The 14,041-nt window shown below is 74.0% G+C and carries 9 protein-coding genes; 6 read left to right on the forward strand and 3 right to left on the reverse strand.

Going from position 1 to position 14,041, the window contains the following annotated elements:
• Positions 1-194: 194 nt before the first annotated feature.
• A complete protein-coding gene (cas3, locus tag ACIPYS_RS05380) occupies positions 195-3,101 on the reverse strand; it encodes a CRISPR-associated helicase Cas3' (protein ID WP_400743391.1) in 2,907 nt (968 codons plus the stop codon).
• 725 nt (positions 3,102-3,826) lie between these two features.
• On the opposite strand from cas3, the gene ACIPYS_RS05385 reads away from it, so the two are divergent.
• The 6 genes from ACIPYS_RS05385 (at position 3,827) to ACIPYS_RS05410 (ending at position 11,717) form a co-directional block, all read left to right on the forward strand.
• Positions 3,827-4,867, forward strand: a complete 1,041-nt coding sequence (locus tag ACIPYS_RS05385; protein WP_400743394.1) for a permease — start codon at positions 3,827-3,829, stop codon at positions 4,865-4,867.
• Positions 4,864-5,718 (forward strand): TIGR03943 family putative permease subunit, encoded by an 855-nt coding sequence (locus ACIPYS_RS05390; RefSeq protein ID WP_093863348.1) that lies wholly within the window; start codon positions 4,864-4,866, stop codon positions 5,716-5,718. Before ACIPYS_RS05385 ends, ACIPYS_RS05390 begins: the two co-directional genes overlap by 4 nt.
• Before the next feature lie 98 nt (positions 5,719-5,816).
• Positions 5,817-6,680: a protein phosphatase 2C domain-containing protein gene (locus tag ACIPYS_RS05395; RefSeq protein WP_231978018.1), complete on the forward strand. Its 864-nt coding sequence runs from the start codon at positions 5,817-5,819 to the stop codon at positions 6,678-6,680.
• A 428-nt stretch (positions 6,681-7,108) separates the two neighbouring features.
• Positions 7,109-8,437, forward strand: a complete 1,329-nt coding sequence (locus ACIPYS_RS05400) for a DUF6271 family protein (protein ID WP_093863347.1) — start codon at positions 7,109-7,111, stop codon at positions 8,435-8,437.
• A complete protein-coding gene (locus ACIPYS_RS05405) occupies positions 8,434-8,931 on the forward strand; it encodes a GNAT family N-acetyltransferase (protein WP_400743399.1) in 498 nt (165 codons plus the stop codon). Before ACIPYS_RS05400 ends, ACIPYS_RS05405 begins: the two co-directional genes overlap by 4 nt.
• Positions 8,932-9,296: 365 nt before the next feature.
• A complete protein-coding gene (locus ACIPYS_RS05410) occupies positions 9,297-11,717 on the forward strand; it encodes a tetratricopeptide repeat protein (RefSeq protein ID WP_400743401.1) in 2,421 nt (806 codons plus the stop codon).
• 106 nt (positions 11,718-11,823) lie between these two features.
• Here the strand turns inward: ACIPYS_RS05410 and ACIPYS_RS05415 are convergent, their stop codons facing one another.
• A complete protein-coding gene (locus tag ACIPYS_RS05415; RefSeq protein ID WP_400743404.1) occupies positions 11,824-12,591 on the reverse strand; it encodes a hypothetical protein in 768 nt (255 codons plus the stop codon).
• A 90-nt stretch (positions 12,592-12,681) separates the two neighbouring features.
• Complete coding sequence (locus ACIPYS_RS05420; RefSeq protein WP_093863343.1) at positions 12,682-14,028, reverse strand: MFS transporter; 1,347 nt, start codon at positions 14,026-14,028, stop codon at positions 12,682-12,684.
• Positions 14,029-14,041 lie beyond the last annotated feature (13 nt).

Here is a 14,041-nt window from a genome sequence, read left to right on the forward strand (position 1 = left end):
GTTGCTGGCTCATCGTGACACCGATCGGAGCCGAATGTGGGGCAAATGCTTGACTTGCTCGTCGGCCCCGCAGGTTCTGCGCGCGGGGATGGCCCGTGGCCGTGTTTGCACGCCCCCGGAGGAAACAAGTCGGCCCCGGCGTAGCGGGGTTGAGGTGGCGGGTCGGGACTTTCCCTGCCCGCCACCTCTCGCGGTCAGGCATAGTGGCGACCTCCGCTCACGACGAGGCCGAGCACGTCGTCGTAGCGGAGGTGGACGTCGTCGAGGGTCGCTTCGCCGCGCTCGTCCAGCTGGAGGGCGAGGCTGTACCGCAGCCAGGGATGGTCGCGCCAGCCCGGCAGCGGACCGAGAGCCTGCTCGGCGGCCGCGGTCAGACTGGCGGGGAGGCGCACCGTCCCCGAGAGCACGTCGTCGATCAGTTCGGCGGCGACTTCACCGTTCGGACCGAGCCTGCGGCCGGTCGTCGTGCGGAAGCCGTTCTCGGTGCGGCGCACCAGTACGACCTCCACGCTGCGTTCCCCGTCCCGCACCAGCGCCTCGAACTGCCCCTCGGCCAGCCTTCCGTGGGCACCGTAGTGCAGCCCGGCCAGGGTCGTCCCCCCGTGCTCCCCGGCCCGGGTCAGCAAGACCTGGGCGGCCGTCTCCCGTCGCCCGGCCTGCCGCTGCTCCCAGTCCTGCCGGGCACTCGCCTCGGCCTCGGCCCACGCCTCCGGGACGACCGGGCCGGTGCCGTACACGCGGGCCACCAGGTCGGGCACCCGACCGGGAATGCTCCAAGTGCCCTCGCCGCCCTTCGTCGCCCGCGCGACCTCGGCGGCCGTGCGCAGCAGGAGGTAGCGGCCGTAGATCCTCTCGGACGCACGGAGGATGTGCGGCGCTTCGCCGTCGTGGAGGTGCAGGCCGGTGACGACCACGGCGGGCTGGGCCAGCCGTGGGGGGCGTTTGACTCCGTCGTGGCGGTGGAGGCGTCCGATGCGCTGGAGGAGCAGGTCCATCGGCGCGAGGTCGGTGATCAGCAGATCGGCGTCGACGTCGAACGACTGCTCGGCGAGCTGGGTGGCGACGACGATCAGCCGCTCGGGGCGCTCGTGTCCTTCACGAGGTGGCCCCAGGAGCTTCAGCACCTCCTGTGTACGGTCCGCCCGATGGCCGGCGTGCAGGCGGCCGTGGAGGAGACGGACCTCGGATCCGTACTCCCTCCTGAGGGCGTCGACCGTGGCCTGGGCACGGGCGACGGTGTTGCGGATGACGAGGGCGCATCCGCCGTCGGCCAGTCGGTCCTTGAGACACTCGGCCACAGCCCTGTCGGCCGACTCCGCATCGGTCTGCCACGCTGCGGGGCCGGCGGGCATCGGCAGCTCGTCGAGCAGCTCGACCCGGACCTGGAGATCGCCTCGCCACGGCCCGGTGCTCTCGACCAGCAGCTCCGGCCGACCAGCCGGTCCGGGCCAGGCCGCCGTCACACTCGGATAGCCCTGCGGCTCGGGAAGCTCCAGCGCCACCGGCTCCTCCGCCGACTGCGTACCCGCCAGGTAGGCAGCGACCAGACGTCGCCGCTGCTCCGGCGGCAGGGTCGCCGACAGCAGCACCACCGGCACCCCGGCCTGCCCGAGCCACCACAGGCCCTCCAGCAGGAACTGCGACATGTAGACGTCGGCGGCGTGCACCTCGTCGAGGATCACGACCTTGCCCACGAGGCCGGCCATGCGCAGCATCACGTGCTTGGTGCGGGTCGCCGCGTACAGGAGCTGGTCGATCGTGCCGACCGCGAACGGGCTCAGCAGACCACGACGGCGCCCCAGGAACCACTCCGCGGGAGCCTTGCGCTCCCCGCCCTCGCAGCCGTCGAAGCAGTCGGTCGACATGCCGAACTCGTCCACGCCCACCGAGGAGTAGCGGGAATCGGCGTCCTGACCCCACTCCCCCGCGCCCTCCAGCAGGCCACGCCACTCCTTGTTGAACATCCGCTTGCCGTGCAGCAGCGCGACCTGGCCCTCCAGCCCCTCCCCGACCTCGCGCAACCACGTGCGCAACTGCGTGAACATCGGGTCGGCCGTCGCCTGGGTCGGCATGCCCAGGAACACCCCGTCCGCACCGTGGCGGGCCGCCATCAGCTCCGCCGCTGCCAGCGCCGCCTTCGTCTTCCCCTCCCCCATCGGCGCCTCGACGATGACCAGGCCCGGCCCGCCCGTCCGGCGCACCACATCGAGGACCAACTCCTGCGACGGCCTGGGCCCGTGGTCGAACCGGTCCCGGAACGCCTCCGGGCCAGCAACGGCCAACTGCCCCCAGCCGCCGCGCAACCCGAGCTCGGACCAGGCGGCGGTGGCCCGCTGCCGTGCCCCCGGCATCGTCACCTTCGCCAGATCGGGCTCGCCCTTGAAGTGCGTCTCGTCGCTGGCGATCCAGTCCGCCATCACCACAAAGCCGGACAGCTGGAGCTGCACCGCCCGGCTCGGCACCAGTGCGGGCTCCACCCCGGCGAGCGGAGAACCGCCCTCGTAGCCGAGTTCCCGGGAGAACACCTCCACCAGCGCTGACTGTGCCGACTTCCAGGACCTGCCCTTCCCCTGGAGGTCCTCCTTCCTCGGGGCCAACTGCCCCACCGTGGGGAACAATCCGTGGTGGCCGGCGACCAGCGGCCACACCCAGTCGATCTGCTCCCGCGCCCAACCCGCCCTCTCAAGCAGCAGCCGCAGCAGTCGGCCGCCCGCCTTGTCGTGCCGCCAAGTCGTATTTTTCACGGCGTACTTGTCCCAGGAAAGCCCCGCCCTGCGGACGGCCGCCTCGCCCGCCGCATCGATCCGCTGGAACGCCGGCGTCGCCTTGCCGAGGTCGTGAATGCCGCACAGCCACGAGAACAGCCGCCTCCCCTTGCCGGGACCTCCCGCCACGGCATCGAGCTGCCGCCGCGTCACCTGGGGCAGGTAGTGGTCCCAGACGACCTCCGCCACGGCGGCGGTGTCCAGCATGTGCGACAGCAGAAGGTTGACCGTCCCCCCGGCCTTCCCGGCGGACTTGCCCCACAGCGCGCCCAACCAGGCCCTGACATCGACCGGATACCAGCGCCAGCGATCCACGACCACCGTGTCCACCTCCACGTACGAGTACGCTGCGGAGCGTAGGACACGCCACTGACAACACGTCTCGGAGCGAAGGAAGATGAAGGCAGTACATCAGCTTCGCTCCGATCGAACCGAATCAACCAGCGCCCCGTGACACCGAACGTCGCAGGTCAGCAAGTGTCGGCCCCGCGCTCGCGGGGGTTGCTCGGCGCTCGTCTTCGGCGGCGCCGGCATGCTCAAGTCGGCCCCGCGCTCGCGGGGGTTGCTCTCTGGACCCGTTCAAGGACGGCTCCATGGTCCAGTCGGCCCCGCGCTCGCGGGGGTTGCTCCTGGTTGTTCCTTGCTCAACTGGTCGGCCCCGCAGTCGCGGGGATTGCTCCTGGCGAAGTGGCGGAACGCCCCCGGTAGAGGTCCGCCCCGCGCTTGCGGGGGTTGCTCCGTCGACCCGCCCGGCCACCCCTCGTATGGGGCGTCGGCCCCGCGCGCTCGCGGGGGTTGCTCTCCGGGAGGCCGCCCGTCGGTGGAGCGGCCCGCTCGGACCGGCTTCCGGCTCTACCGCCGGGCCTTCTGTCGCCATTCTGACCTGCCCACCTCAAAACGAGGCCACCAAAGCTCTAGATGGCAATGATTATCAGCGCTAATCTAACCCCGCCGCTCGCACCACAGCCGAGTCGGCGCCGTCCTTCGCCGTCGCTACCCTGCTCCGGCGCGGGTGCGGCAACGTGAACTTCTGCCGAGGGCAGCAGCCAAGGGGCGGGACCATGGGCGAACAGACCCACGCAGCCGCAGTACTCACCAGATCCCCGGACGGACCGCCCGGGGCCGGTGTGCCGTCGGGGCCGGGCGCACGGCGCAGCCCGGGCGTCGCGCTCGTGGTGGCCGCCGGGGTGGCGGCGGTGCTGCTCGGGACCGGGTTCTTCGGGTGGTCGCACACGCCCGCGCTGGCCACCTGGCGCACCGTGCTGATGGCCATCGTCGTGCAGGGCGTGCCGTTCCTGCTGCTGGGCACCGTGGTGTCGGCGGCGATCGGTGCGTTCGTGCCGTCCGACCTGTTCGGGCGGCTGCTGCCGCGCCGGCAGGCGCTGGCCGTGCCGGTCGCGGCGGCGGCGGGGGCGGTGCTGCCGGGCTGCGAGTGCGCCTCGGTGCCGGTCGCGGGCAGTCTGATGCGGCGCGGCGTCGCCCCGGCGGCGGCGCTGGCCTTCCTGCTCGCCGCCCCCGCGATCAATCCGGTCGTCCTGGTCTCCACCGCGGTCGCCTTCCCCGGCAGGCCCGAGATGGTGCTCGCCCGGCTGATCGCCTCGCTGCTCACCTCGGTGGCCATGGGCTGGCTCTGGATGAGGCTCGGCAAGGAGGAGTGGCTCCGCCTGCCGAAGGCTCCGGACGGTCTCGCCGACGACGCCGGCCCGTGGGAGCGGTTCGGCCGCGGCCTGCAGCACGACTTCCTGCACGCCGGCGGCTTCCTGGTGGTCGGCGCCATGGCGGCCGCCACGTTCAATGTCCTCGTACCGCCGTCGGTGCTCCAACTCTTCGTCGACACACCCTGGTTGCAGGTGCTCGCGCTCGGCGTGCTCGCGGTGCTGCTGGCGGTCTGCTCGGAGGCGGACGCCTTCGTCGCCGCGTCGCTGACCGGCTTCTCCCCGACCGCCCGGCTCGCCTTCCTGGTGGTCGGCCCGATGGTCGACCTCAAGCTGATCGCCCTGCAGTCCGGAGCCTTCGGCCGCTCCTTCGCCGCGCGCTTCCCGGCCGTCACCTTCCTGATCGCCGTCCTGGCCAGCATCGCCGTCGGAGGAGTCCTGCTGTGAGCCGTGTCCGAGCCCTCGCCCCGTCGCTGCTGGTCGCGCTGCTGGGCTGCGCCCTGCTGCGCATCACCCTCGGCAGCGACCTCTACCTCCAGTACGTCAAGGAGGGGCTGCACGTACCGCTGATCGTCTCCGGCCTCCTGCTGGTCCTGCTGGGCGTCGGCAACGCCGTGCGCCGGCTGCTGCCGCAGCGCGAGCCGGTGCTCGCCTTCAGCCGCGCGGAGGACGGCAGCGCGCAGTGGCACCGGCGCGCCGACCCCTCGGGTCAGGACCACCACGAGCACGAGAACGGGCAGGACCACGGACACGGCCACGGCCACGAGCACGGCGCCGCGCCCCGCGTCGCCGGGCTGCTCGCCGTCCCGGCCCTCGCCCTGCTGTTCTTCGCGCCGCCCGCCCTCGGCGCGTACACCGCCCAGCGCGAGGGCACGGCGGCCACCGTCGAGCAGGTCTCGTACACGGGGCTGACGGCGGACGAGCCGACCACCGCGATGTCGATGACCGAGTTCGTCGGCCGCAGTCACGACACCAACCGCAGCCTGGAGGGCCGCAAGGTCCGCCTCCTGGGCTTCGCCGCACCCGCCTCCGCGCCGGGCGCCACGCCCGGCGGCTGGTACCTCAACCGGCTGCTCGTCAGCTGCTGCGCCGCCGACGCCCGCCGGCTGCGCGTGCAGGTCCAGGGCACGGAGCCCGCGCCGGCCACCGACACCTGGGTCGAGGTGACCGGGGTGTGGCGGCCGGTCCCCGGCGCGCCGGCCACGGCGGCGCCCGTGCTCGACGTCCTGGAGGTCAGGGCCGTGCCCAAGCCGCGGAACCCCTACCGCGACGCGCCGCCCGAGAGCGACGGTGCGTGAGGGTGCATGAGGGCGCGTGAGGGTGCGCAGGGCGGTTCCCCGGAGCAGGGCGTCTATTCTCGACGGACACCCCCCTCCTACCGACAAGGACCGGCTCCGTGCCCAGCACCCCCTTCGTGTTCTCCGTCCGCACGGGCGAGCGCGCCGGCCAGGACAGCCGCCCGAGCGAGGACCGCGTGTTCGTCACGCCCGCCGGTGACGCCGTGGTGGTCCTGGACGGGGTCTCCACGCTCTCCGACGAGCGGCCGCGCGGCGGCTGGTACGCGGACACCCTCGGCGCGCTGCTGGTCGACGGCCTCACGGCGGCCCCGCGGGCGGAGCTGACCGAGGTCCTGCACGACGCCCTCGCGGCGGTCACCCACGCGTACGGGCTGGTGCCGGGCGCCTCACCGGCGGCGACGGTGTCGATCGTGCGCCTGCGCGGCCGGGTCGTCGAGGCCGCGGTCCTCGGCGACAGCCCGGTCGCGGTGGTCGGCCGTGACGGAACGGCCCGGGTGTTCACCGATCCGCGGCTCGCGACGCTGGTCGAGTCCCGTCCGCAGGCCGCCGAGTACCGCCGCCGCCTGGCCGGTGGCAGCGGTTTCGACGAGCGGCACCGGGAGCTGCTGCGCGAGCTCCGGGACGCGCAGATGGGCTGGATCAACCGGCCGGGCGGCTACTGGGTGGCCGAGGCGGTGCCGGAGGCCGGCCGTCGGGCGCTCACCGCCTCCTGGCCGCTCGACGAGGTCGCCCAGGTCCTCGCCGCCACCGACGGCGTCTCGGCCGCGGTGGACGACTACCGCCTGCACTCCTGGGAGGAGCTGGCCGCCGCCTGCCGGGCGGACCACCCGCAGGCCGTGGTCGACGGCGTCCACCGGGCCGAGGAGCGGGACCCGGACGGCCGGACGTGGCCCCGCAACAAGCCGCACGACGACAAGGCCCTCGCGGAGATCGCCGTCCACCCGGTCGGTGCCGGGTCGTGACGGGCTGATCCGGGCGGTCGGGGCCGGACGGCAGAGCGCGCCGGCGGGAATCGTGCTGCCCGTCCGGCCGCTCATGGAGGGCCCTTTCACCGTCGGTCGGTTGTCGGGCATCAGCCAGGAGCGGTGGCGTCCGCCATGCCGCCGAGGTCCGTGCGAGGGCATCGGAGCGTGCCCCATCGGGCAGTGTCCGGGTGTCGCCGCCCGCTCGCCGAAAGCACTCCGTTGACACTGAAGTTGGTCTAGTCCACCTTGGTGGAGCGAGGCCGCCGGCAGGGAGGCCGCATGCGCGGCGGGGGACGCCGGCGTGGAGGTCCGCCCGGGACGCCGGGACGCCGCGGTGGCGGCGCCGTACGCCGACCGCGCGCCGTCCCGCGACCCAACCGACCGCCGCCGCACCGAATCTGACGATCAGACGGAGAGTTCCACAGATGCAACGAGTCTGCCTCGCCCTGCCCACCATGCGTTCCTGCCCCGGTACCATCGTGGACCTCGCCGAGGAGGCGGCCTACGCCGTCGCGACCTTCGGGGTCGAGGTGCACCTCCTCGTCCTCGACACCACCGACGACGCCGAGTTCGCGAAGAACGCGGACGCCGTCGCCGCACTGGCCCCCACGCCCGGGGTGTTCGTCCACCACCTCGGCAACACGGAGCAGCGGGAGTTCTTCCGCGCGGTGGCCGAGCGCTCCGGTGGCACCGCCGACCCCGAGCTGCTGCTCGACCTGATGCTCCCGCCGGCCGTCGCGTACGGCTCCTGCGTCAACCGGCTCTTCCTCGCCGCGGCCGCCCTGGGCTGCACCTCGACGCACCTGCGCAACGACGACGCGGACTTCCAGGTCGTCGACGGCGAGAAGGTCTTCCCGATCCACCACGAGCTGCTCTCGATCGGCCGGCCGGCCGGCGAGGCGGCGGCCGTCGTGACCCGCTCCGAGCTCGACCCGGCCGACGCCGACCTGCCGGTGATGCTGGTCAGCGGCTCCTTCCTCGGCGAACTCAACGTGGACATCGGCGAGATCCTCGAACTCGACCCGGCCGTCTACCGCGACCTGGTGCGCCTGTGGACCCCGCCGGTGTGGTCGGACGAGGACCGGGACGCGATGGTGGACCTCTCCTTCAAGGGCGTCGGCGCCGAGCCGTTCGACGGGGACGAGTCCGTCCTGGGCGTGCCCGACATCTGGAACGTCTACATGTGCAACATCGCCCTGGACCACCGGGCCTACGAGGTGCTGCCGCTGCTGCCCTCGATCGAGACCATCGGCTGCGACTACGCCCTGCTGCACGCGCTGGTGCACTCCAAGTCGCCCGGCGTGGTCCATAACCGCCACATCGTCAACTACTACACGCCGGAGCGCCGCACCGGCGCCGGCTTCGTCTCGTACCAGATGCGGTTCGTCAAGTTCCTGCTCTCGATGCTGTACCTGTACCCGGTCTACGGCGGGATGATCGACCACGGCCGCGGGCTGCTGGACGAGCGGTACGGGCTGAGGGTCGAGCCGATCCTCGACCTGGTGCGCGGCAGCGTCGACTGGGACCGGGCCGGGAACGAGCACTGCCTGGACGTCCTGGACCGCTCCTACCGCAAGCTCGGCGGCAAGTACACCGAACTCGCGGACGTGGTGGCCGGGAAGCGGCAGCAGCTGATGGACGAGGCGCAGGAGGACGCCGAGCGCTGGGCGGTGCTGGTGGAGTCCTGGGCCGGGATGGTGGCCGCCGCCCGCGCCGAGGGCCTGCGCCCCGGCCTGGACGGGGCCGCCGGGTGAGCGAGGACTTCCTGATCCGGCAGCTCGCCGACGCGGACTGGGACGCCGTGGTCGCGCTGGAGCACGACGCCTACGCGGCCGACGGCCTGTCGGAGGGCCGGGAGGCGCTGCAGTCCCGCGCCGTCGCCTCGCCGGAGACCTGCTTCGTGCTGGAGCAGAGCGGCACGGTCCGCGGCTACCTGCTGAGCCTGCCGTACCCGCCGCTGCGCTGTCCGGACCTCGCCCGGGCGGAGGACACCGCGTTCGAGTCGGACAACCTGCACGTGCACGACCTGGTGATCGCCGAGGACCTGCGCGGCCGGGAGGTCGCGCTGGGGTTCATGCGACACTTCCGGTCGCGGGCCGAGGAGTTGGGCTTCGAGCAGATCTCGATGGTCGCGGTGCGCGGGGCGGACATCCTGCTGCGGATCATCGGCTACCGCTCGCACCGGGAGGTGGCCGTGCCCGCGTCCTACGGGCGGCGCGCGGTCTACATGTCGATGCCGGTGCACTGACTCCGCGGGGCGCCCCGGGGCAGCCCCGGCCCGGCGGGTGATCTCCCCGCCGGGCCGGGGCCGTCCTGTACGCCGGGGCCGCCCTGCACGCCGGGGCCGTCCTGTACGCCGGGCCCCCGGTTCCCCCGACCCGGGAACCCGCCCGGCAACCCGCCCGGCAACCCGCCCGGGAACCGGCCCGGGAACCTGTCCCGGCCAACACCGGCCGCCCACCCCACCGATTCCGTTCGGCGTTCTATGATGATCCGTTGTCAGGGGCCCGTCAGGGTCATGGACCGGGAGTCACGACGGGGGACGTGTCTCCGCGGGCCGGGTCGCGCCCTGCCGTCGCCGCTCCCCCGGACGACCACTCACCGGAGGCGATCGTGCTGGGGGACTTCGGAACACTGCTTCGGCAGTACCGGTACTCGACCGGGTGGACGCAGGAGGACCTCGCGGAACGGTCGGGCCTCTCGACCCACGCGATCAGCGTGCTGGAGTCCGGACGCCGACGGCCCCGGCTGTCGTCGGTGGCGCGGCTGGCCACCGCCCTCGGGCTGGAGCCGGCCGACCGCGACCGGCTGCTCGGCGCGGCCCGCGGGGAGTCGGAGCCGCAGCCCGCCGGGGAACGGCCGGCCGACCACGTGGTGCCCCGGCTGCTGCCCTACGCCGTCCCGGACTTCACCGGACGCCGCGGCGAGGTGGACCGGCTGCTGGCCCTGGCCGCCGGACCGGGCGGTCCGCGGGCGCGTCCGCTGGTGATCTCGGCCATCGACGGCATGGCCGGGGTCGGCAAGACCGCCCTGGCCGTCCATGTCGGACACGCCCTCGCCGACCGGTTCCCCGACGGGCAGCTCTTCGTGGACCTGCGCGGCGCCACCCCGGGCCAGCGGCCGCTCGACCCGGGCGCGGCGCTGGCCGCCCTGCTCCGGGCGGTCGGTGTCAATGAGAACGCGCTGCCCCCGGACACCGAGGAGCGCGCCCGGCTCTGGCGCAGCCGGGCGGCGGACCAGCGGTACCTGCTGGTGCTGGACAACGCCGTCGACGCGGCGCAGGTCCGCCCGTTGATCCCCGGCGGCCCGCACTGCCTGGTCCTGGTGACGTCCCGGCGGCGCCTGCCCGGACTGGACGGGGCGGTCGGCGTGCCGCTGGACGTGCTGGGCCACGACGAGGCCGTGGAGCTGTTCACCCGGGTCGCCGGACCGGACCGGGTCGCGGGCCACGACGCCACCGTGGAGGAGATCGTCACCCGCTGCGGCAGGCTGCCGCTCGCGCTGCGGATCGCCGCCGCCCGGCTGGCCCACCATCCCGCCTGGACGCCGGTCGAGCTGCTGGAGCGGATCCGGCGTCCGCAGAAGCTGCTGACCGAGCTGTCCAACCAGGACCAGAGCGTCGCGGCGGCCTTCGTCGAGTCCTACCGCTCCCTCACCCCGGCGCAGCGGGGCGCGTTCCGGCTGGCGGCGCTGCATCCCGGGGAGGACGTCACGCCGCACGCCCTCGCCGCCCTCGTCGATGCGCCGTTGGACGACACGGAGGAGCTGCTGGAGTCGCTGCACAACCACCACCTGCTGGTCGAGCACGCGGCGTTCCGGTACACCTTCCACGACCTGCTGCGCGCCTTCGCCGGTGAGCTGCTCGCGCGCGAGGCGGCCACGCCGGTCCGGCGGTCCGCGCTGGTCCGGCTGTTCGACCACTACCGGCACACCGCCGCCTCGGCGATGGACGTGCTCGTCCCGCTGGAGCGGCACCACCGGCCGCGGCCGCCCGCCCCCGGCGGCGCCGGCGGCGGCACGCCGCTGGTGTTCGCCGACCCGGCGGACGCGACGCGGTGGCTGACCCGGGAGCACGCCAATCTGCTGGCGCTCACCCGCCACGCCGCCGAGGCCGACCTGCCGGAGTACGCCGCGGACCTGCCGGCGATCCTCTGGCGCCACCTCAAGCGCCATCTGCCCGCGCAGGAGGCCCTCGGGCTGGGGCTCGGCGCGCTCCGGGCCACCCGGCAGCTCGGCAGTCCGGCCCGGGAGGCGGCCGCGCTGCGGCACCTCGGGCTGGTCCAGTACCAGCTGGGCGACTTCCCGCAGGCACTCGACCTGCTCCACCGGGCGCTGGAACTCCAGCGGCGCACCGGCAACCGCAACGGCGAGGCCCACGTCCTGGCCAACCTCGGCCTCACGCTCACCCGGACGGGGCGGCTGGAGGAGGCCCTCGACCACCACCTGGAGGCGCTGCGGCTCGCCCGGGAACTCCCCGAGCCGGCGGTGGAGTCGATCGCGCTGACCAATCTGGGTCCGACGCTGACCAGGCTCGGGCGGATGCGGGAGGCGCTGGACCACCACCGGGAGGCGCTGGAGTTCCACCGGCGCGGCGGCAACCGCCTCGGTCAGGCGATCGCGCTCAACCAGTTCGGCGAGCACCAGCAGAGGCTGAACCGCCACCCGGAGGCCCTCGACCTGTTCCAGGAGGCCCTGGAGCTGCACCGCGGCCTCGACGACACCTTCGGCCAGGCCGAGTCGCACACCCTGCTCGGTGACGCCCTGCTGGCCATGGACGCCCCGGAGAGTGCCCTGCGCCACTACCGGGCCGCGCTCGAGTTCCTGCCGCACACCGGGGAGCGCTACAACCTGGGCCGGATCCACGTCGGGCTGGCCCGTGCGCACCTGCGCCTGGGCGAACCGGAGGCTGCGCGGAGGCACGCCGGGCAGGCCGTCGGGATCCACTCCGCCCTGGGCGTCCCGGAGGCGGAGGAGGCCCGGGCCCTGCTCGAATCGCTGACCGACCCGCCGCTCGACCCGCCGCTGCCGGAGTGACGCGGACGGCGCTCCGGCTCCCGTCCGCACGGCCGCACCCGGCCGCACCCGGCCGGCGGTCGACCGGCGGTCGGCGGCCGGCGGTCGGCGGTCGGCCGGGTGCCGCTCAGGCCGGGTAGTGGACGGAGCCGAGCGGCGGGCAGGGGACGAGGACGGTCGAGACGCCGGGGCGTTCGGTGAAGGCGCGGGCCTGCGCGGCGTGGTGGCGGCGGGTGTCGAGGTCGTCCGCGTGCCGGGCGTCGTACCCGGCGCGGATCGGGTCCCAGGTGCCGTCGATCAGGTCGAGCGCGGTGTTGCCCGCGCTGCGGCCGAACTCCGCCTTCACGGCGGACCGCTGGAGCGCGCCCTGGACCACGGCGAGGTGGAGGCGGGTGATCAGGACGCCGGGGGTGTTCGGCTCGCGGGTGGGCAGCGGGGCCTGCGGGAGCGGGGACACCCCGGTGTCGAGGCGGCCGATGTTGTCGACGGTCGCGGTGCGGGCGTCGCTCACCGCGATCCGCATCTCCCGGTGCAGCCAGAAGAACTCGTCCAGGTCCGCCCGGGTGACGCGCATCCGCCCGTAGGCGGCCCGGAAGCGGGGGTCCCGGTGCAGCGGGAGCACGGTGGGGACGTGGAGGGCCACGCAGTCGTTGTAGCCGCTGTCCACGGCGGCGTCGAGATGGCGCAGGCCGAGGTCCACCTGCCCCTGGGCGACGGCCAGGTCGGACAGGTCGGCGTGGGCCGCGGCGGCGAGCCACGCGCCGTCGGGGCCGAGGACGGCGGCGCGCGCGACGACGTCGTGGAGGCCCGCCACCACGTCGACGCCGCTGTTGGTCAGGTGCCCGAACAGCAGGTCGCACAGGCGGGAAGTCAGCGAGTCGACGGTGGTGACCACGGCGCTCCTCGGCGGTGGACGGTGCGGATGCTGCTCCTCCCCTCCTGCTGCACCCCTGCTGCTCCCCGCTCCCGCGGGGAGGAGAGCGGCTCAGGTCCGGCGGCGGAGGCCGATGAGGGCGGCGCCGGCGACGCAGGCGAGGGCGGCGGTGAGGTAGGCGAGGTGGTAGCCGGCGAGGTGGTCGTCGCGGGTGCCGGCGACCAGGACCAGGACGGCCACACCGGCGCTCGCGCCGATCTGCTGGGTGACGACGTTGACCGCGCCGGCGACGGCGTGCTGTTCGCCGGGGACGCCGGAGAGGGCGGCGGAGGTCATCGAGGGAAAGTTGAGGCCCTGTCCGATGCCGCTGAGCACCAGGCCCGGCAGGACGTGCAGGGCGTAGTTCCCGTCGAGCGGGGTGGTCACCCACAGGCCGGTGCCGACGCCGATCAGGACGAGGCCGACCGCCATCAGGGTGCTCGGGGTCCAGCGGGCGAGCAGGCGGCCGGTGGCGAAGTTGGCGGTGAGGAAGACGGCCGCCGACATGGGCACCAGGGCGAGTCCGGACTCGAAGGGCGAGTAGTCCAGCATGCCCTGGAGGTAGAGCGGCGCGAAGAACAGCATCCCGACCGAGCCCATGTACTGGAGGAAGGCCGCGAGGCTGGCCGACCGGACCGGGGCCAGCCGGAAGAGGCCGAGCGGGAGGGCCGGGTCGGTGGTGCGGCTCTCCCGGAGGACGAACAGCGCCAGCGCGACCGCGGCGGCGGCGAGCAGGAACCAGACCGCGGCGCCGTCGCTGCTGACGCCGACGACCAGCAGGGTGAGGCCGAGGGTGCCGGTGATCGCGCCGGGCAGGTCGAGGCGGCCGCTGTGCCCCGGGCTGTCGGGCAGCCCGGCCCGGGTCGCGGCCAGCACGGCGAGGCCGAGGAGGACCGAGAACCACAGCACCGAACGCCAGCCCCAGAACTGGGTCAGCACGCCGCCGAGCATCACCCCGCCGCTGAAGCTCGCGGCGCCGACGGCCGCGTAGACGCTGAAGGCCCGGTTGCGGGCCGGCCCGGCCGGGAAGGTCTGGGTGAGCAGGGCCAGGGCGGCCGGTCCCGACAGCGCGGCGCCGATGCCCTGGACGGCCCGCGCGCCCAGCAGGACGCCGGTGCTCGGCGCGGCCGCCCCGACCAGCGCGGACACCGTGAACAGGGCGACGCCGGCCTCGAACACCCGGCGCCGGCCCAGCACATCGGCAAGTCGGCCGCCGATGAGCAGGAAGCCGGCGAAGGTGACGGCGTAGGCGGTCATCACCCACTGGAGTGTGGTGTCGGCCAGATCGAACCGCTCCCCCACCGACGGGAGGGCGGCGTTGAGCACTCCGAGGCCGCTCACGTCCAGGGCGAGCGCGCCGGCCAGCACGCCGAGCGCGAGGCCGGGCCGGACCACCGGTTCGACGGCGATGTCGGTCATGCGGGCCTCCCGC

The organism is Kitasatospora sp. NPDC089913 (assembly GCF_044748625.1).
GTDB lineage: Bacteria > Actinomycetota > Actinomycetes > Streptomycetales > Streptomycetaceae > Kitasatospora.

Coding starts and splice junctions, on each gene's coding strand:
- ACIPYS_RS05385 (WP_400743394.1), top strand. CDS start 3,827: ATGGGCGAACAGACCCACGCAGCCGCAGTACTCACCAGATCCCCGGAC.
- ACIPYS_RS05420 (WP_093863343.1), bottom strand. CDS start 14,028: ATGACCGACATCGCCGTCGAACCGGTGGTCCGGCCCGGCCTCGCGCTC.
- ACIPYS_RS05400 (WP_093863347.1), top strand. CDS start 7,109: ATGCAACGAGTCTGCCTCGCCCTGCCCACCATGCGTTCCTGCCCCGGT.